Genomic DNA, 19,188 nt, shown 5'->3' on the forward strand with positions numbered 1-19,188 from the left:
ATCGCATCAATCGGACGGATGCTCCGAAGACTTGCACCCGCTGGCGACCAACCTCCGTTCAAATATCGACTTACAACCTGAATCGGTTTCCGGATAGGCTCTTACTGCCAAGTCCCAACCTGCGGGGCATCTCGGGCCAGTCTGTTCACGTCGCTGTATCCGACGGAAGAACGCTTTCCGAACTTCCTGACTTGGGCGGAACGCGACGCGAAGGATGTGAAAACGTTGCCGCAGCGTTTCAAAGAGGCGGGCTACGTCACGATCAGCAACGGCAAGGTGTTTCATCACAAAAAGGACACCGAGCATCGTTCCTGGAGCGAACCGGCGTGGCGTCCCGGCACCAACGGGCGGACGTTTTACAACGAGGCCACCAAACAGTGGAAACAAGAGCGAATGAAAACCATTCGCGGAAAGAATGCAGACGAACGAAAGAAGAAGGTCCCGATGTGGGAAGCGGGCGATGTGAATGCGATGCAGACGCACGATGGTCAGATCGCATCCAAGACGATGGCCGATTTGGAACGGTTGGCGCAGGGCGATCAGCCATTTTTCATCGCGTGTGGATTGGCGAAGCCTCACATGCCGTTTTACTCACCGGTGGAGACTTACCGTCGTTACCCACTGAAACAGATTGAGCTCGCGGAGCATCGCGAGCTGCCCAAACCGATCCCGGAAAGATTCCGATTGGTGAAGGAACAATTTGCGTACGTGCCGATGACGTTGGATCTTTCACGGGAGGTGAAATACAACAGCGATGAATACCATCGGCGAATGCGACAGGGCTATTACGCGTCCGTGTCTCATGCAGACGACTTGATGGGACGAGTCTTCGCCAAGATGGAAACGCTCGGACTGGATAAAAGCACGATCGTGGTCGTGTTGGGCGATCATGGATGGCTACTTGGCGAGCACAATTCGTGGGCCAAGAATCAATTGCTACATCCCGCACTACGGACTGCCATGTGGATGCGTGGACCTGGAATCGCGAAAAATGCCTCGATTCCGACGCATGTCGAATTTGTTGATGTGCATCCAACCCTGTGCGAAATGGCGGGCATCCGAGTGGAGGAGCCCATTCACGGAAAGAGTTTTGCTTCAGTCTTGAACGATCCGCAGGCGGTTCATCGCGAAGATGCCTACACTCGTTTCGGACCGGGCGATGCGTTGACGAGTCAGGACCACTATTACGTTCGATGGCGTGGCGATTCAGATGCGTCCGGAAAAAATGAGTTGCTGATCGACCGAGTCAAGGATCCGTTGCATCAGGTGAATGTTAGTGGAGACCCGCAATATGAAGCGGTGCGGAAGGAGTTGCGAAGCAGGTTGCAGACCCGGATCGAGATGGCGGAGTCCGTGATGACGGAGACCGCGGCTCACTGAGTTTGCGATCGCGAGCGAGCTGCCTGATGAACGAAACACTGTTTTGTTATAGTCCCGACCATCACCCTGAAGTCGGTCGTGTAATGGGCTTCAGTTGTGCTTGCCACTTCGTCGCACCTGTGAGACAGCGTCATGAGCCATCCTTCGGAAGTTGAACCGAGTGAATCCGGTCGTCCGATTCGCAATTCGGTGCAAGACGCTTGTTTGTTGATCCTGACGGCGATTGCTTTGATGGCGGCGGTTTATTGGTTGCGGTCGGTGCTCATTCCGTTGGTGGTGGCGTTGTTCATCGTCAGTGGGATCACGCCGATTTTGGATTTCATGCAGGCTCGGCTGAATGTCAATCGGTTGGTAGCCGCGGGTGTGACGTTCGCGTTGGCAATCGGCGGAACGCTGTTGGTGGGGATGAGCATTTGGTTGTCGATCGCCCAGTTGTCAGAAGAGGGCAAGCTTTACCGGATGCGTGTGTCCGAGATAGTGTCAAACGCCGAGGAATGGTTGCATGACAACGTGACTGAGCGGTTCGACCAAAGCGAAGTATCGGAACGATCAGAGGCAGCCGTTGCGGATCTGGTCAACGTCGAACATCCACCGGTCGTTTCCGCCACGCAATCCGAGCCGGACGAACTGCTGGCCAATGCGGCGGCTGACTTGCGGGCGCAGCTCGAGACCTTTTTGCGAGACGCGGTGGCGACGTTGTCGAGTGAACTGTTCCAGTTGGGATCCACCAGCATCGTGATTTTGATTTACGTCTTCTTCCTGTTGCTGGGAAATCTCAGCGGTTATGGCGAGAACACGTTGGCGTATCAGGTTGATCGACAAGTCAGATCGTATTTGTTTGTCAAAACCATGATCTCGCTGGCGACCGGTATCGTGTTTGGATTCGCGTTGTGGTTGTTTGGTGTTCCGATGGCGCTGACGTTTGGGTTGTTGGCGTTTTTGCTGAACTACATTCCCAACATTGGTCCGATCCTGGCAAGTCTGTTGCCATTGCCGTTCATCTTGTTGCACCCCGATGGTTCGATGGCCTGGATGATCAGTGCCATTGTTGTGACTTGTTCCATTCAGGTTGCCAGTGGCAATTTGGTCGAGCCAAAGTTGATGGGCAATTCGGCTGATTTGCATCCGGTGGTGATTTTGCTCGCGCTGATGTTCTGGGGCACGCTTTGGGGCATCACCGGGATGTTCCTCGCGACGCCGATCACCGCCGCGATCAAAATCGCGTTGGACCGCATGGAAGTCACTCGGCCCGTGGCACAGATGATGGCGGGCCGGATGGGAGAAAGCCCGAGCGTGAACGCGACCTGAACGGAACGTTGACGAACCTAGTCGTTGCTTTCGGCATCGGGCTTCGGCGAGAACCATTCCGACAGTGTCCGAAAGACAACGAAGAAGGTCGGGACGAGTAGCAACGCGAAAATGGTTGCCGCGACCATTCCGCCAACGACCGCGGTTCCGACGGCCTGGCGACTGGCAGCTCCGGCACCCGTTGCGACAAGCAATGGGAGGAATCCGAGGATGGATGAGAAAGCCGTCATCAAGATGGCTCGAAAGCGAAGCTTGGCGGCTTCCGTGGCGGCATCGCGAGGAGAGAGGCCGGCGTCGCGTTGTTCCGATGCAAATTCGACAATCAAGATCGCGTTCTTACTGGCCAAAGCGACGAGCAGCACGATTCCGATCTGCGTGTAGGTGTTGTTGTCGCTGCCTCGCAGCATCAGGGACAGAGCAACCCCCAACGCCGCCAAAGGCACCACCGCGATCACGGCGGCGGGGCTGGTCCAACTTTCGTACTGTGCGGCAAGCACCAAGAAGACGAATAAGATTGCCAATGCGAAGATGAAGTACTGCCCACCCGAAGCCTGCTTTTCTTGGAAAGACATGCCCGTCCATTCGTAAGAGAAGGACGCGGGCAAGGTTTGGGTGGCGGTTTGTTCCATCAATGTGAGCGCGGTCCCTGAACTGATTCCTGGGGCGGCGGAACCATTGACGGCGGCACTGGGATACATGTTGTAGCGGCGCACGACGTCCGGGCCGTAATCGTCGCGAACGGTGACGATCGAACCCAGCGGAATCATGTTCCCACTGTTGTCACGGACATCCAGTTGAGTGATGTCTTCGGACTTTCGGCGGAAAGGTGACTCCGCCTGGACACGGACTTGATAGGAACGGTTGTTGAGTGTGAAGTCATTGATGTAAGCCGATCCGAGCGAGGCTTGCAGGGTTGCGAAAACGCCGCTTAGCGGAACGTCCATCGTCTTCGCCTTTGCGCGATCCACGTCCACGTAGAGTTGCGGCACCGTGGCTCGGAAGGAGGTGTTCAGGGCGGCCAAGCTGGATTGTCCCGAGGCGTTCGCGACCAACTCTTCCGTCGCGTTTTGCAGAGCGAGATAGCCGTTGCTACCGCGATCTTGCACTTCCATTTGGAAACCGCCCGCGGTACCGAGACCGTCGATGGGTGGCGGCGAAAACGTGAACAGGATGGCACGTTTTTCCTTCGCGAATTCTTTTTGCAGCCGCTGCTGAATTGCAACAACGCTTTCGGCTTCCGGATCGCGTTCATCCCATGGTTTGAGAATCAGAACGGAGAAGCCGACGTTCGAACCGCCGTTGCCACCGAGCAACGAGTATCCGGTGATCGACAACCAATCACGCACACCCGGCGTTTCGCGAAAGACTTCGTCCAGACTGTGGATCACTTCGTCGGTGCGTTCTTTGCTCGCGGCGTCCGGCAGCTGCACGTTGACGAACAGCACGCCTTGATCCTCATCTGGAACGAAACCGGTGGGAAGTTGAGTCAGGATCCACCCGGTGGCTCCCACCAGTGCAATGGACGCCACCGAAACAATGAAGGTCAATCGGACCAAACGCGTCACGGCCGAACCGTAAACGGATGTGGTTCGTTCGAAGAAACGGTTGAAAAGTTTGAAGCCAACGAAGGAGGCTTCCTTGGGTGGCCGAAGGAAAATCGCACACAACGCGGGACTGAGCGTCAACGCGTTGATTGTGCTGATGATCACCGAGGCCGAGATCGTCAACGCAAATTGCCGGAACAGTTCCCCCGTGATTCCCGGCATGAACGCACACGGCACGAACACGGCCAGCAGAACCAAGGTGGTCGCGATGACGGGGCCGGTAATTTCGGACATCGCCTTCACCGCCGCGTCGCGGCTGCTCAACCCATCGGCAATGTGTCGGGAAACATTTTCGACGACAACGATCGCATCGTCGACCACGATGCCGATGGCCAAGACAATCCCAAACAACGAAAGCATGTTGAGTGAAAAGCCAATGCCTGACATGATCGCGAAGGTACCGATCAACGAGACCGGAATGGCGACAACGGGGACGATGGTGGCCCGCCAGTCTTGCAGGAAGATGAAGATCACGAGGACCACCAGTACGACCGCTGTACCCAGGGTTTTGTAAACCTCGGAAATGGACGCGGTCACAAACGCGGTCGCGTCGTAGGCGACTTCGGCCTCGACATCATCGGGCCAGTTCGCCGCCGAACGGAGTTCGTCCATCTTCCGGCGAATCGCATCGGCGGTTTCAAGAGCGTTGGCCCCAGGCAATTGGTAGATCGCCAGCGTGGCAGCGTTGTCTTCTGTGTACGTGCTGGAATAGGTGTAGCTTTCGGCCCCCAGTTCAACGCGAGCCAGATCGCCCAGGTGCAGCACCTCACCATTTTCACCGGCGCGAACGATGATGTTCTCGAATTGTTCGACCGTGTTGAATCGGCCTTGCGTGTTGACCGAGAATTGAAAGGCTGTGCCGGACTCCGCAGGAGGGGCGCCAATTTGTCCCGCGGCGACCTGGACGTTTTGTTCTTGAATCACGGACACGACGTCTTGGGTGGTCAGCCCTCGAAGTTTCAATCGACGAGGATCTAGCCAGACTCGCATGCTGTAGTCGCCGTCGCCAAACGTTTGAACGTCTCCGACGCCTTTGACGCGACTGATTTCATCTCGGATGTCGAGCGAAAAGTTGCTGAGAAACAATCCGTCTCGCGATCCGCCGGGCGAGGTGAGCGCGAGGAACTGCAGCGTTTGTGTGGATCGCTTCTTGGTGGTGACGCCTTGCGCTCGGACTTCCTGTGGCAGGCTGGCTTCCGCACTGCCGACCAAGTTCTGAACCAGGACCGACGCAATGTCCAAATCCATTCCCAGCTCGAAAGTGACGGTCAGCGTGTACAGACCTTCGTTGGTGCTGGTGGACGACATGTAAATCATGCCCTCGACGCCATTGACCGCTTGTTCGATCGGTGCGGCGACGGTTTCAGCAACGGTGCGAGCGTTCGCACCGGGATAGATCGCGGTGACTTGTACCGTCGGTGGCGTGATCGGAGGGAACTTTTCGATGGGCAGGCCAAAGAAAGACACCGCTCCAGCGATCACGATCACAATCGAGATGACCGTGGCAAAGATCGGGCGATAGATGAAAAAGCGTGACATGATTCAGTCGGCAAGTTGCAAACGGAGGCCGGGCGTGGTGATGAGACAGATGGATTCCGAGGGAATCAATCTTCGGTCTCCGTCGGAGGTGCATCGTCGACGGAGGAATCAATCGCCGCTTTCAGCATGGGACTGTCTTCTGTCGACAGTTCAGTGATCGTTGGCGAGACCTTGCTGCCGGGGCGTGCTCGCTGCAATCCGTCCAGCACAAAGGTCTCGTCCGCTTCCAGTCCGTCGCGAACCAACGCCCATCCGTCCAGTGTTTGACCAACACTGATTTCGCGTTGTTCGATTTGGTTGTCACCGTCAACGAGCATCAGGTAGGAACCCGTTTGGTTGCGAACGATGGCTCGTTCGGGAATCAGCACAGCATTTTCAATCTGTCGAACCGGCAACCGAATGATCACGAACATGCCGGGCAGGAGTTTGCCGTCTTCGTTGTCAAACACGGCTCGCAATCCGAAGGTGCCCGTTCGTTGATCGATCCCGCGTTGGTCGACATAGTCCAGGTTGCCACTCATCCACTGAGTGCTGTCGCCGTCACGTTGCAGATAGACCGGGATTTTGGACCAGTCTTCGGGTGAGTCAGCAGGTTCTTCCGTTTCAGGTCTTGCTTCGACCAGTTCCAGCAACTTGCGATCGCTGATGCTGAAGTTGGCGAAGATGGTTCGTTGATCGACGACGGAAGCGAGTGTGCTACCGACCTGCACGAGGTTGCCAAGTTTGATCTCCGTTTTGGAGACCCGGCCGTCAATGGGAGCACGAACGATCGTGTATTCCAGGTCCAATTCGGCTTGAGCCAGTTGGGCTTTGGCCTGCAACAGTTTGGCTTTGTCGGCTTCGATGTTGGCCTCGGCCGCTTTGGCTTCGGCTTGGCTGGAATCTCTCGCGGCGAGTGCGGCGTCCAGGGACGCTTGTGAGCCGGCGTTGGAGGCTTCGAGTTGCCGTTCGCGTTTGAGATCGTTTTCCGCTTTTTGCACGGAGGCCAGCGCGGAAGCCAGCGAGGCTTCGCTGACTTGGATCGCAGCTTCCGCAGCTTGAACGGTCGCGTCGGCGGCATTGCGATTGGCTTGGTAGGTGTCGGGCTCGATTTTGTAAAGCTCTTGGTCTTTCTCGACCAACTGACCGGGTGCGAAGGAGATTCCCTGAACGAAGCCGCCCACTCGCGCTCGGACGTCGGCTTGCTCGACCGCTTCCGTTTCGCCGTTTTCTTCAATGAAAATGGTCAGCGTTTGCAGCACTGGTTTGGCAGTGGTGACTTCGGGTGGTGGCGGGGCTTGGTACTCATTGGATGTGGATGAGCAACCCACCAGGGTCAAGACGACCAGAGTACCGGCGACGGCGTGTGAAGAAAGGTTCATGCAAGGCAGGGGACGGTGTGAGAATGGTTTCATCACAGATGGCTCGGCGGGAGAAAGAGATCGTGTCATCACCGTTGTCAGAAGAAGTGACAAAGGGTGGCCCGCCGACTGATCAGTTTCTATGGTACACCATCACCGTCAATGGACAGTCAAAGATTTTGGTTTGACGTGGCTTTGCCTGTCGAGATTGGATTCAACAGCGAAGGACGAAAGCACTGTATCCAATGTTGGTGAAGGGAAGTCTTCACCCGAGTGATCGAATGCGAATGATTGCAATATGAAGCCTGAGTCACCCCTGAAGAATCGATCGCGATCGACTCATGCCGAGCTGTTGATTGCCTTGGTGGGACTGATCTTCATTCAGTCTTGGTTGTCGCCAGACAATCAGCTTCACCGGGCGTTTTTCAACGGTTTGTTTTTCTTGGTGGTGTTGTCGGCAATCCGAGCGTTGTCGGAATCCACTTGGCGCATGTATATGACGTTGGCGCTTGGTGCAGTGGCCTATGCGATCAGCTGGGTGAACGACTCGGTCGGGAGTTTCTGGTTTTCGGCCATTGGGGACACCTGTTTTGCCAGCGTCTTTGCTGTCTTGACGTTCACCGTTGGTCAGAGTGTGTTCAGCCGTGGTCCGGTGGACGCACGCCGAATCATCGGTGCGGTCTCGATCTATTTCTTGCTCGGACTCCTATGGGCGTTCTTCTATACCCTCATTGAGTTAATTGAACCGGGGTCGTTCCGAATCGCCAATGCGGATGCGGAGTCGCAGAGCAATTCACGATTGTTGAGTGAATTCATCTATTTCAGCAACGTGACGTTGACCACGTTGGGCTACGGAGACATCGTGCCGGAGTCTCGGCCGGCCAAAACGATGGCGTTACTCGAAGCGATGCTGGGTCAGCTCTACATTGCCATCGTGATCGCACGCATGGTCGGGATGCAGGTGGCGCAGCATCAGAAAGAGCCCGAGCGAGACAAGCTCGTCGAATCGGAAAGCTGAGTGGATTTCCGGTCAGGAATTGCCTGGATCGGGCGGCGTCGATGGAGTTCGGCTTTGCGTGGTCAAGACATACATGGTGCCACCGACCAAGAAGGTGATTCCCGTCGCGAATAATTGTGTTGGATCATTCGCGGTCATGATGAAGGCGGAAACCAAGGTCGCCAGCACAAAGAACGCAGGGGCGAAGAGCCAAATTTTGGGGGCGGCACGCTCGGAGTTGCGAACGGACGGTAGGAACAGGCAGCAAACCGAGCAAGCCGCGGTGAGCGAGAGTGTTAGCCCCAAGTAGGACAGCAGTCCTTGCAAGTCGGAGATCAATACGAGTATCACCGCCAAGACCACTTGCACCGCCGTCGCGGCAAAGGGAGCTTCCCCTTGGAACCGCATCCATGCCGGCAACATGCCATCGTCCGCCATTTTCGCGTACACCCGTGGAGCCGCCATCATCATGCTGAAAACGGATGTGAGCAAACAGAGAGCGATGGTCCAACGAACGAAGTTGGCTAGCCCGTTGCCACCCAGGCTTTCCGCGGCAATCGCGGCCACGTCGGCGTTCCCCACGATGCTGGCCGCAGGTGGTGCATAAACAAACACCGCATTGAGCAGCAGGTAGAGCAGCGTGGTTGCGATCGTTCCTGCTACCAATGCGCGAGGCACGACTCGTTTGGGATCGATCACTTCATCCGCGACATACACCGCCGCGTTGAATCCTGAGTAGCTCAAAGAGATCCAAACCAGACTGCCTGCAAACGCGGACCATTGCGCCCAGGTGCTCGTTTCGGCAGATTCAACTTCGGGTGTGCTACCCTGAGTAGCAAGGTTGCCCTGCGACCATTGATAAGCGGCGACGATCAAGATGACCGCGAGCAACACGAGTTTGACGCTCACCGCGATGTTCTGAGTCGCGGCACCAAATCGCGGGTGCATTCCGTGAAAAAAGCCCGCCAAGACGATCGCCATGACGGTGACAATTCCCGCAGGCATCCATTCCGGGCGAAGGCTGTCGGGCACAAGGTAGCCTTCCAGGGCAGTTGCGGCGAAAGCGATGGCACCGGAGAAGCCAGCAATGAGCGAGACCCAACCGGCGATGTAACCCAGCAGCGGATGGGCGGCTCGCGAGAGAAAGAGGTACTCACCGCCGGACTGCGGCATCACTCGAATCAACATGGCATAGCTGATCGCCCCCATCAGTGCGATCACGCCTCCGGCAAACCAAGCCCAGAGAACTCGATCGGGCGAGCCCAAATCCGCGAGCGAGTACCCGGACGTCGTGAACACGCCCGCACCGATCATGTTGGCGATGACCAGGAACGCGAGTGTCCAAAATCCGTATTTCCCGCTCAATCGACTGCTTTCTTGGGTGAATGTTTGAGGCCATCTGCGAGGACAATGTAATTCAATTGTCCGGTTGGATCACTGTCCTGTTGGATTCGAGTGAGTGGTCGGTTTGAGGTATCGGCTGATCAAAGCACCGGTCCGAGGGTGGCCAGGACGTTGTTCCACAAACGCTGCGGAAGGCTCCAGGATTGAACCTGCTCGGCCGTGACCGGTTGTGAGTCCGCGAGGTATTCCTGCTGTCTTTGATAAACATCGCCGGTCAATTTCGGATCGTAGAACAGGATGTTGTTTTCATAGTTCAGGTCAAAGCTGCGTCGGTCCATGTTGGCGGATCCGATCAAGGTGATCTCGTCGTCGACGGTGACGGATTTGGTGTGCAGCAGCCCCTTGGTGTACTCATGGATCTGGATTCCTGATTCCAGTAGCCCCGCGTAGTAACTGCGACTGGCACCGCCGACGATCCGTGAGTCATTTCGAGCGGGAAGGATCAAATTGGTTTCCACGCCTCGCCACGCTGCGGCACAAAGAGCTTGTTGCATGGATTCGTTCGGAACATAGTACGGCGAGGTGATTGTCAGTTTTCGACGAGCGGTATGAAAAAGCGTTTCGAACACCTCCGGCATGGCTGAGTTGCGAACGGTCGGCCCCGTTCCAATCACTTGAGCGGGGAAGCCCATTCCAATGTTCGGCAGTGGGCCTTCCAATAAGCAGGTCAGATCGTCGTCTTCGCCGGCCATCCAATCCGCGATGAAGAGCTGTTGATTTTGCCGAACCACCGGGCCTTCGAATCGAATCATCGCATCCACCCAAGGCGCGTACTTTGGTTTGACCCGGAACTCGGGGTCCGCGCAGTTTTGGCTGCCGCAGTACGTGATGCTGCCATCGATCACCACAATCTTGCGGTGGTTGCGCAAATCGATCCGGCCTCGCAACGCTCTCAGCACCAAGTTGCCGATGGGAAGAGCACGAGATAGATGCACCCCGGCTTCACGCATTTGCTGCCAGTGTTGTGACCGGATGATCCCGCGAGATCCCAAATCATCCGCCATGGCTCGGCAGCGCACACCGCGTTTGGCTGCTCGGATCAATGCATCTTTGATTCGAGTTCCATTGTTGTCAGGCAGCCAAATGTAAAACAACAAATGAACATGATCGGTTGCATGGTCAATGTCATTGACGATCGATTCGATCGTGTCGTTGGAATCCTTCATCAGAACGCCTCGATTGCCACCCAAGGCTTCGAAGCCATTGACGGACTCGCCCATTCGAAACAGGTGCTGGTATCGATCCGGAACATTGGCCAACGTGTGCCGCGATTCGTCCGCGTTGATTTCAGGCATGGATGGTAGGCGTTCCATCACACCCTTCATACGCTGCATGCGACGGCTGCCGATGTTGGTTTCACCGAAGAGGAAATAGAGAAAGACTCCCAAGAAGGGAATCGCCGCAATGATCGTGACCCACGCGATTCGGGAAGCTGGTTCGCGATGCGGTCGGGTCATGACACGAGTGAGCGTGACGACCTCGATGGCGACATGAATGACCAAACCGATCGAGATCGCATCCACGTGGAATTGAAAGTACTTTTCAAGATTCATGGCGAGCGTTGATCGCTCCTGTGAGGAATGGTCGTGCAAAGATCGAGGTCGGCATCTGGCAGCCAAACGGACAGAGCATCGATCATGAAAGGCAGATTGCCAAAGCAAAAAGCCAAGCGATGAATCTTAAAGGATCCAACGCTTGGCTTTGAGGATGGTCGACTCGAAGTCGGGTGACGACTCAGAATTGAACTTGGTATTTCTGAGTCATGTCGCGGCGGATTGCCGCGGTCAGTTTGTCGATTTGGTTGAGGGCTTCGCGGTAGTTTCCGTAGGCGTTGCCCTGGGCGATCGCGCTGGTGACGCGCTGATAGTCGGTCACGCTGTTGGTATTGTAGTACCCGTAGCCGTCGTTGTAGTACCCGGTGTCCAAGCTTTGACTGGCTTTCACCTGACCAGCCTTGATGTTGGTTTTGCGAACTGTCAACGCATTCCCGCGAAGCAATTCGGAGACGTTGGTTCCGTACTGGATCATGTCGGGGTCGACATTCAAAGTTCCCAATTCGTCAATTTGGCGAGCACGCTGGTCGCTCCATTTGGCCATGGCGCCGGCGGTTTGCGATTTGTGGTCGCGTGTGTGCTCGATGATGTTGTTGATTTGATCGAAGTAGTACTTGGACTCGTAAGCCATCCGTTGCTCTTCGGTTTGTTCGGTCAAGTTCGCTCGACCGGCTGCACGTTCGGCTTGGCTTTGCAAGCTGAAGATTCCCATCAGGCTGCTCAAGCTGGCTTGAGTGATTGGGCCCTGCAGCGACAGAGCATTGCCATCCACCGAGACCTTCCACTGCTTGACCTCCGGAGCATCTGTTCCGTTGCGACGCAAGATTTCCGCAAGCAACTCAGGAGCGATGAGTTTGAGGGCGGATGGCGATTGGCTGAACTCGAACTTCACGATGCATTCGTTCAAACTTCGACGGCCAACGATGATGCTGAAACCCTCTACTGACGCCAGGATTTTGGCAATTGATTCAGGAGAGTTTGATTTGAGCGACTCCAATCCTTCCAGCCGTGTTTTCAACGGAACCGGTGACAAGACGTTGGCCATGTCAACGGCCAACATGAACGAAAGGTAAGCCTCGGGCTGTTTCGCGTGTGCCGTCAAAAACGGCGTGTACTTCACGTCGATCACGGGAGTCAGCCAGCCAGCCAACAACGAACGGTCGGTGGGGCGAAGGATGCCCAATCGATCGGGATGGTCAGTGCCGGGAAGGAAATAGGTTTGATTGGGTGCGTGGACGACTTCGCGATTGACCACCTCGTCGACGTAACCACCCAAGTGATCAGCCAGTTTCTTTGCATCGACCGGTTTGTTGACGATTGCGTAGCCAGCTTCCCACTTAGGACGCAGGTTGCCCAAATCGAGATCCGCCAGGAGCCAAACTTCTTTGACGGATGAAGCCGCCGCGGGAGAGAACCCCGCGTCTTTCATCAGCTTGTGAAGGGCGGGCACATTGACGTAGCCAATGGCGTTGCCAGGGGCGGGCGATCGATCGAGAAGCAATTCGATCTTCTCTTTCTCTTCCGCGTGAATGATTGATGAAGAAAGGGCAACGGTGGCTGCAATGGCCAATGAGAGGAGGGTTCGCATAAGATTGGCTGGCTTCATCAAAGGTTGTGAGTCGGTAGAGAGAACCGCGGAGAGCTAGAAGACATAGTTCATCCAACTATTTGCCCGGATGACAAACATGATCGGAATTCCGGCAATTTGAACGTCGCCAGTATAAACCGCGGCTTGGCCCTGTGCACCGCCGGGCATGGGGTAAGATTCGGGGTCGTCCAAGCGGATTCGCACCGCAAATTGCGATGGTTTTCCATCTGAGACCGAACTGGGAACGACACCGCCGGCGGTGAGCTGCCCCTTCCCGGAAACGTTGATCGCGTTAAGAACTCGCCCGGTGAGAATTTCACCTGGATAGGCGTCCATCGCCAGTTCCGCGTACTGATTCGGTTGGATCCGCAGGAAGTTTTTCTCCGTGAAGAGTGCCACGACGATGCCGTCGTGCTCCTGATCAAAATCGCGAATGAAAGACATGACGGGACCCGTTGCGGGACCCAGCAACATGCCGGGATGGACTTGGAGATTGGTCACGTAGCCATCGGCCGGAGCTCGGACCGTGGTTTGTTCCAAGTCGTATTCCGCGTTGGCAAGGGAGGTTTCCGCTTGGGATTGTTTGGCCTGTGCCACACCGACAGATATCTGGGCTTGTTTGAGTGATTGCTCGGCTTGCGTGAGGGCGGCGTCGGCTTGTTGAAACTGAGTCTCGGCCCGTTCCAATTCATCTTGGCTGGCTCCACCGGACTCTCGCAGCTTGCGATATCGATCGCGGTCATTGGTGGCATATCGCAAATCGGCCGTGGCGCGATCCAGGGTCGCTTTGGCAAGTTCGACCGTTGACTCCGATAGTTCGATACTCTGTTTCGCCTGAGTCAGATTGGCTTGAGCGAGTTGGACTGCGTTCTCATAGGGAACGGGATCCACTGTGAAGAGTACGTCGCCTTTCTTAACCGGATCATTGGCCGAAACGAAGACTTCTTGAATGCGGCCGTTGGTCGAGAGTTGAGCTGTGATCGGATCAATCTGTGCGATCACAATGGCGTGTTTGGTGTAGGGGTGAAAGTATTGGGCGCAAAAGAGCAGGGCGATGATCAACCCCGGCCCCACCGAAGCAAGGAACACGGCGAGCGGAAGCGTCAAACGCAACAGTTTGAACTTCGCGAAAATCAGCCAGACCGCTCCGCAATAAAGACCACCAAGAATCCAGCTCATGTCGCGTCCTCGGTGTTGGCGGAACTCGCAAGTTTTTCCATTCGCGATTGAAGATGTGAGAGACGCTGATTCAGGTCGTCAGCGGAACGCTCTTCGTGACCAATCGGTGTTTCGGGTGCGTTCAAGCTTCGGTAGAGATAGATCACGAAGACACAACTGACCAAAGCTGGGATCATGATTTGGCTCCTTGACCAGAGGCTTCCATTGAATCGACCAACGCTTCGAGACTTTGGATCTGTGTTTCCAATTGCAACGGATCGATTTGCGAGTGTTTGCTTTGTGGCGTGGGTTTGGGACTCATGTGTGCCCAAACCATGGCCAGCACCCAAACGATCCCGGTCGGAAGCCCCAGCCATCCCGCGATGTTAACGGCGTCCGCGTAAGCGTGTTGACGTCGCTTGGCGATCTGACCCGGCAGGGCTGCGAGGACAACTGTCACCAACAGGGCCAGTGCGACAAAGACGAGCAGGAACACCAACGCGATGATTCGCAACGTGGGTCCCGCGGATTGCAGTCCGTATTCCATGGCAGAATCTTGGGTGAGAGTGCAAAGACACTGATGGATGCCATCTTATCGATGCTGTGAACGCCTCACCAGCAATCGCGATCACACCGCAAGCTTTGGTTGTCGGCAAAATCGTCGAATATGGAAATATCGTTCAATTTTAACGTTGTTTGATGACGATCCCAAGAAAGACAAACCCAGGTCGGGTTCTGCGCAGAGACGGACTTGAATCGCAGTGTCATTCAATGAATTCGCGATCATTGGACCGAGAACGAACGATCTCTTCCCTTGCCACACGAATGATTCTTCAAGCGATGGAACGAACGCGAAATCGTCTAGCCGGCCAATGGTTTGGGCGATGGTCGACGGCTTTCATCGCATCGATGGTGTTGCTTGGGCAGGCGAACGTCATGGGCGAGGAGTCGTTTGCAAACCTGTTGCAATCGATGACCGTGGTTCCAGGCGAAGACACGTTGCTGGCGGCCCACTTTCGAGAGTTGGATCGCGAATTGGCTGCGATCGAGGAACCGATCATTGCTTCGTCGATACCTGATCCGGAGCCGATTGCCTGGGTGGGTGATTCGTCTGGGAACGCATTACCGGGTAACGTTTCTTGGAACGGTTCGAGCCAGCCTTTTTTGACCGAAGCGTTCGACCGTCCGTCGGGAGTTCAAAAGCAGAACAACTTCACGGTCTTTCCTGACTTTGATTCGGGGATCGTGATCGAAGGCGACGGGGTGGCACTCAAGATCGGTGGCTTTGTGAAAGCCGACTTCATTTCAGATTTCGATCCGATTGACTCAGAAGATTCTTTTGACACCAGCGAGATCGCAGTCGGTGCTGCGGACCGCGAAAATTCGCGGTTTCATTCGAAGGCATCTCGCTTGAGCTTTGACACCCGTTGGCGAATCCACGAGCAAGCCGTTCGTGCCTTCATCGAAGCGGACTTCTTTGGTGGCGAAGACGGTGCGAACGGATCGTTGAGGCTGCGTCATGCGTACGGAACCATGGGCTACTTCACCGCGGGTCAGACTTGGACAACGTTCACGCATCCGTCGGCGGTGCCACAGACGTTGGACTTTGAAGGTGCCGTTTCCAACGTGAACCGACGGCAAGGTTTGGTGCGTGTGGATTTGCCGTTGGGTGATAGCGGTTTGTCTTGGGCCGTGTCGCTCGAGGATCCGCAGATCGACATCGAAATCCCAACGGGCGTGATGGGAGAGGGACGCACCGAATCGCCGGACTTCATCACCCACGTCAAATTGGAACGCGAACGTGGCGATTTCCAAGCCGCGATGGTGATTCGTGAACTCGGATTTCAACGAAACGGGGATCCGGTCATCACGGACACCGCGTGGGGGTTCAATTTCACCGGGTCGCTTGGATTGTCCGAGGCCACTCGCGTTTATTCGCAGATCACGTTTGGAGAAGGAATCGGAAGCTACCGGGGCTCGCCCGATGTTGTGGCAACCGGACCGACCTCCGCGCAGATCCTGCCGATGTTTGGTTGGATGATCGGTACCAAGCACATTTGGAGCGACCGCTGGACGTCCAACTTGACCTACAGCGAGTTGTCGTTGGATCCCATTGCTGGGCAATCAGGATCGAACTTGCGCGACACGACGTATCTCGCCGTGAACTTGATTCACAATCCTGTCGACAGAGTCTTCATCGGTGCTGAGTACCTGTATGGCACGCGGGAGAACCAGAATTCACAGCGAGCCGATGCGACACGCTTGCAGATGACCTTCGGTTTCTATTTGCCGTAACCTCGACGGTAGGGGGCTTGAAAGTGGAGGCCCTGAAGGTGGGGCAGCAAAGTCGAGTCAGTAGCTGACTTTGCGAACTCCGATCGTGGAGTAACCCGGATAGTTGGGAAGCACCATCTGCGTCGCGGTCAGGCTATCGCGAGCCGTCACCATCACGCTGATGGGGCGTCCATAGACGCCGGGGTTGGGGCGGATCTGAACTTCCCACACATGAGTCAGCCCGGTTCGAACGGCGGCCATGTTGAACTTCAAGAGTTCCATTTGTTGACGCTGTTGTTGCTGAGCCATGGATTGTTGGTAGTTGGCAGCTTCGTAACGCATCATCAAATCTTCGCGGGCGCGAGCGTCTTCGTCTTCATTGTACTGTTTCCAGTTTTCCCATCCCGCCTGAAGAACTTCCAAATCCTTTTCGCTGAACATGAAGAACGGAACGGCGATTTGGTCGCCGGATTCGAGTTCAATCAGAACGCCTTCCAACGGATACGACTTGGGTTTTCCAGCGAGCGAGGCCGCGAATTTTTTCAGGTCGGCTTCGTTTTCCATGGGAGTGTTCTCGATCGTTGAAAGCACTCGCAAGATGACCCGTTGATGCAGCGGATCAAAGGTGGAGAAAGCTTTGCCATCGATGGTGACCGCACCCAGTTTGCGTTCCAAAACGTAGGTTTTCTTTCCATAGGAGAGAATTTTTGCTCGGATCTTCAATCCATCGCGGGAGGTCCAGGTGTGCATTTCCAGATCGCCGCCGGATCGTTGATCGGAATCCGCGTCCGATCGTTTTTTGACGAAGGCTTGATCCTCATCGGACAGTTCTTTGAGTTCGATCGCTGCCAATCGACCGGAGCCGCGGCGTTTCAGAATCACGGTGGTCTCGTTGAACCCGATCATCTCGCCGTCGAGCTTGTACGCTCCGTTGGCACTGGTCCAAGTTCGTTGGTTGGCGGAGACGGCGGAAGTGGTGGCCATCAAAGCCACAAGGAGGAATAGCGAGCGAAGCATGTGATCGAGACGTGGGAAAGGAGGTGAATTGTGAGCCTCGCCGCCTGGATCCAGGCGGCAAGTGTCAGACAAAAGTGTCAGTTTTCATCGTCCGAGTCAGCGTCGGCGGAGTCGCCGGAGCCGTCCGAATCCTCAGGGTTCGGCAGTCGCACGAGCATGTAGGTGTCTTGGGTCTCGGTTCCAAAATGAACCAGGACCGACGCCTCATCTTGGGTCAGATTATAGATGCCCGTTTCGGCAACCACGTCTTCACTTTCACCAATTCTCATCGCAACGCGTTGGGTGTCCTTGTCGACACGCCCCTGGATGGCCTGCGTTTCACCGGTTTTCTCGTTGTGCAGCGTTCCGGAGACGATGCCTTCTTTATTGACCGCCAATTGGACGATTCGGTTGGGTTCCGCATCATCCGCGTCTGTGGTCAAAGCAAAGGTACCCAGGGGAAGCCATTCGGATTCTTCTGCGGTTTGTTCATCCGCGGGCGCCTCCACCGTCGCGAGCTCTGCTGCCGATTGGGCGAATTCCTCGGTGGAGGCGACTTCCTCTCCACCGATGTACACGCGATTGTCTTCGTAGGTCACGTTTCCACCGCTGCCGTAGTCGTAGTACACAGGTTGCTGTGCGGTCGTTGGCGTGCTCCAGGTGAACCAGTTGTTGACCATGGGGTAGGTCGGCGTGCTCCACCAATAGGTGTAGGGGTAGAAGCGGAAGGAATAGAAATAGTGCCAACCGCAGAAGCGGAAAGGGTAACGTCCCCACCAATTCGGTCGGAAGCAATCGTGGCGGTGATAGCGCCATCGGTTACGCACATCGTTGCCCCAATCGCGGAAGTGATCGAAACGATGTGGGGGAATCGTCGGCCAATTGCTGACGTTGGCCAAGCGGTTTTGCCAGCGATTGTTGATTTGGTTGAATCGGTTGTTGTCGATGTTGGCCCAATCGAGTCGGTTGTTGATGACGTTGTTGTTGCCGATGTTCACGTCGCCGATGTTGATGTCGGGACGTCGATTCGGCGGCAAGCGGTCACCCGGATCAGGGCGATGATCCAGTCCGGGACGATCACCAGGACGATCGAAATTAGGGCGATCCGATCCGGGACGATCTCCAGGGCGTCCATTCGGACGATCGCCGGGGCGACCCGGTCGGTCACCATCGCCAGGACGATCGATGTTGGGCCGGTCGCGATCTGGCCGATCAGTGTTTGGGCGGTCAATATTGGGGCGGTCGCGACTGGGACGATCGGCATTGCCTGGGCCGCTTGGTCGAAGAGGACCATCCAAGCCCAAGAAGTTGCCAACATCGCCGGCGGAAGGTCGGCCGCTGGGTAGCTTGCCAAAATCGGGCATGTCGGGACGACCACCACTTCCCGGCCGTGACGGGCGATCGATTCCGCCCGGACGGTTCAAACCACCGGAGCCGCCTGGACGACTGGGGCGGTCCATGCCACCGGGACGATTGATGTTGGGGCGGTCCACCGACGGACGGTTTCCAGACGGCCGATTGCCCGGCAAGGTGCTGGGGCGATCGGGACGGTTCGGGGTGCCGAGATTGGGACGTGATAGGTCCGGCCGCGATATGTCGGGACGTGACGGACGCGTCGAACCACCAGGGAGACTGGGGCGAGTGGTGCCGGGCAATCCGGTCGATGGACGGTTGAAATTCGGACGGTTGATATTCGGTTGGCTAACGTTGGGACGGCTGAAGTTTCCACCGCCAACATGTGGCATGCTGGTTTGCGGACGCGAGGTCGGCATTCGATTGGCACCGCCAAAGTTCCCGCCCATGTTGCCTCGGTTGAAGTTTGCTCCGCCGCCCATGTTTGGCCTTGCGCCGCCCATGCTGGGTCGAGCCCCGCCTCCACCAAATGAACGTCCGCCTCCTCCGCCGCGACCACCACCGCCGCCACCACGACCACCGAAACCACCGGCTTCGACGGCAGGCGTCACCAGCATGACCAGCGACATGGCCAAGGCGGCTGAGATCCAACGGGACGACATCCAACGCAACAAATTGTTTCGGTTCATGCAAT

Annotated in this window: 14 protein-coding genes; 4 read left to right on the plus strand and 10 right to left on the minus strand. The window is 56.1% G+C overall.

Features of this window, described 5'->3' with window-relative positions:
* Positions 1 to 93: 93 nt before the first annotated feature.
* Both LOC70_RS13095 and LOC70_RS13100 read left to right on the plus strand, forming a co-directional pair.
* Positions 94 to 1,380, plus strand: coding sequence for a sulfatase-like hydrolase/transferase (locus tag LOC70_RS13095; protein WP_315857294.1), 1,287 nt, complete (start codon positions 94 to 96; stop codon positions 1,378 to 1,380).
* Between the two features lie 276 nt (positions 1,381 to 1,656).
* Positions 1,657 to 2,688, plus strand: a complete 1,032-nt coding sequence (locus LOC70_RS13100; protein ID WP_390889066.1) for an AI-2E family transporter — start codon at positions 1,657 to 1,659, stop codon at positions 2,686 to 2,688.
* A 17-nt stretch (positions 2,689 to 2,705) separates the two neighbouring features.
* On the opposite strand, the gene LOC70_RS13105 is transcribed toward LOC70_RS13100, so the two are convergent.
* Complete coding sequence (locus LOC70_RS13105; protein ID WP_230254037.1) at positions 2,706 to 5,831, minus strand: efflux RND transporter permease subunit; 3,126 nt, start codon at positions 5,829 to 5,831, stop codon at positions 2,706 to 2,708.
* A 65-nt stretch (positions 5,832 to 5,896) separates the two neighbouring features.
* Positions 5,897 to 7,225 carry an efflux RND transporter periplasmic adaptor subunit gene (locus LOC70_RS13110; RefSeq protein WP_230254038.1) on the minus strand — a complete coding sequence of 443 codons (1,329 nt, stop codon included), beginning with the start codon at positions 7,223 to 7,225 and terminating at the stop codon, positions 5,897 to 5,899.
* A 244-nt stretch (positions 7,226 to 7,469) separates the two neighbouring features.
* Between LOC70_RS13110 and LOC70_RS13115 the strand changes: the two genes are divergently transcribed.
* On the plus strand, positions 7,470 to 8,189 hold the full coding sequence (locus tag LOC70_RS13115) for a potassium channel family protein (protein ID WP_230254039.1): 720 nt from the start codon (positions 7,470 to 7,472) through the stop codon (positions 8,187 to 8,189).
* Positions 8,190 to 8,201: 12 nt separating this feature from the next.
* On the opposite strand, the gene LOC70_RS13120 is transcribed toward LOC70_RS13115, so the two are convergent.
* From LOC70_RS13120 to LOC70_RS13145, 6 genes are all read right to left on the minus strand, one after another.
* A complete protein-coding gene (locus LOC70_RS13120) occupies positions 8,202 to 9,533 on the minus strand; it encodes an APC family permease (protein WP_230254040.1) in 1,332 nt (443 codons plus the stop codon).
* Between the two features lie 119 nt (positions 9,534 to 9,652).
* Positions 9,653 to 11,125: a cardiolipin synthase gene (gene cls / locus LOC70_RS13125; RefSeq protein WP_230254041.1), complete on the minus strand. Its 1,473-nt coding sequence runs from the start codon at positions 11,123 to 11,125 to the stop codon at positions 9,653 to 9,655.
* 181 nt (positions 11,126 to 11,306) lie between these two features.
* A complete protein-coding gene (locus tag LOC70_RS13130; protein WP_230254042.1) occupies positions 11,307 to 12,713 on the minus strand; it encodes a hypothetical protein in 1,407 nt (468 codons plus the stop codon).
* A 54-nt stretch (positions 12,714 to 12,767) separates the two neighbouring features.
* A complete protein-coding gene (locus LOC70_RS13135) occupies positions 12,768 to 13,892 on the minus strand; it encodes an HlyD family secretion protein (RefSeq protein ID WP_230254043.1) in 1,125 nt (374 codons plus the stop codon).
* Positions 13,889 to 14,068, minus strand: a complete 180-nt coding sequence (locus LOC70_RS13140) for a hypothetical protein (protein ID WP_230254044.1) — start codon at positions 14,066 to 14,068, stop codon at positions 13,889 to 13,891. Before LOC70_RS13140 ends, LOC70_RS13135 begins: the two co-directional genes overlap by 4 nt.
* Positions 14,065 to 14,418, minus strand: a complete 354-nt coding sequence (locus tag LOC70_RS13145; RefSeq protein WP_230254045.1) for a DUF3302 domain-containing protein — start codon at positions 14,416 to 14,418, stop codon at positions 14,065 to 14,067. Before LOC70_RS13145 ends, LOC70_RS13140 begins: the two co-directional genes overlap by 4 nt.
* 224 nt (positions 14,419 to 14,642) lie before the next feature.
* On the opposite strand from LOC70_RS13145, the gene LOC70_RS13150 reads away from it, so the two are divergent.
* Positions 14,643 to 16,166: a DcaP family trimeric outer membrane transporter gene (locus LOC70_RS13150; protein ID WP_230254046.1), complete on the plus strand. Its 1,524-nt coding sequence runs from the start codon at positions 14,643 to 14,645 to the stop codon at positions 16,164 to 16,166.
* 57 nt (positions 16,167 to 16,223) lie between these two features.
* Here LOC70_RS13150 and LOC70_RS13155 read toward each other — a convergent pair whose 3' ends face one another.
* On the minus strand, positions 16,224 to 17,129 hold the full coding sequence (locus tag LOC70_RS13155; protein ID WP_230254047.1) for a hypothetical protein: 906 nt from the start codon (positions 17,127 to 17,129) through the stop codon (positions 16,224 to 16,226).
* 110 nt (positions 17,130 to 17,239) lie between these two features.
* The gene (locus tag LOC70_RS13160; protein ID WP_230254048.1) at positions 17,240 to 19,183 is read right to left on the minus strand and encodes a mu-protocadherin- cell-suface protein; all 1,944 of its coding nucleotides are present in this window, start codon (positions 19,181 to 19,183) and stop codon (positions 17,240 to 17,242) included.
* Between the last annotated feature and the right edge of the window lie 5 nt (positions 19,184 to 19,188).

The sequence above is a fragment of the Rhodopirellula halodulae genome (genome assembly GCF_020966775.1).
In the GTDB taxonomy this organism is placed as follows: domain Bacteria; phylum Planctomycetota; class Planctomycetia; order Pirellulales; family Pirellulaceae; genus Rhodopirellula; species Rhodopirellula halodulae.

Bases quoted from the DNA above. Each gene is read 5' to 3' on its own strand.
- LOC70_RS13140 (WP_230254044.1), bottom strand. From the start codon at position 14,068: ATGATCCCAGCTTTGGTCAGTTGTGTCTTCGTGATCTATCTCTACCGA.
- LOC70_RS13110 (WP_230254038.1), bottom strand. From the start codon at position 7,225: ATGAAACCATTCTCACACCGTCCCCTGCCTTGCATGAACCTTTCTTCA.
- LOC70_RS13150 (WP_230254046.1), top strand. From the start codon at position 14,643: ATGAATTCGCGATCATTGGACCGAGAACGAACGATCTCTTCCCTTGCC.
- LOC70_RS13135 (WP_230254043.1), bottom strand. From the start codon at position 13,892: ATGAGCTGGATTCTTGGTGGTCTTTATTGCGGAGCGGTCTGGCTGATT.
- LOC70_RS13145 (WP_230254045.1), bottom strand. From the start codon at position 14,418: ATGGAATACGGACTGCAATCCGCGGGACCCACGTTGCGAATCATCGCG.
- LOC70_RS13155 (WP_230254047.1), bottom strand. From the start codon at position 17,129: ATGGCCACCACTTCCGCCGTCTCCGCCAACCAACGAACTTGGACCAGT.
- LOC70_RS13105 (WP_230254037.1), bottom strand. From the start codon at position 5,831: ATGTCACGCTTTTTCATCTATCGCCCGATCTTTGCCACGGTCATCTCG.
- cls (WP_230254041.1), bottom strand. From the start codon at position 11,125: ATGAATCTTGAAAAGTACTTTCAATTCCACGTGGATGCGATCTCGATC.
- LOC70_RS13130 (WP_230254042.1), bottom strand. From the start codon at position 12,713: ATGCGAACCCTCCTCTCATTGGCCATTGCAGCCACCGTTGCCCTTTCT.
- LOC70_RS13160 (WP_230254048.1), bottom strand. From the start codon at position 19,183: ATGAACCGAAACAATTTGTTGCGTTGGATGTCGTCCCGTTGGATCTCA.
- LOC70_RS13115 (WP_230254039.1), top strand. From the start codon at position 7,470: ATGAAGCCTGAGTCACCCCTGAAGAATCGATCGCGATCGACTCATGCC.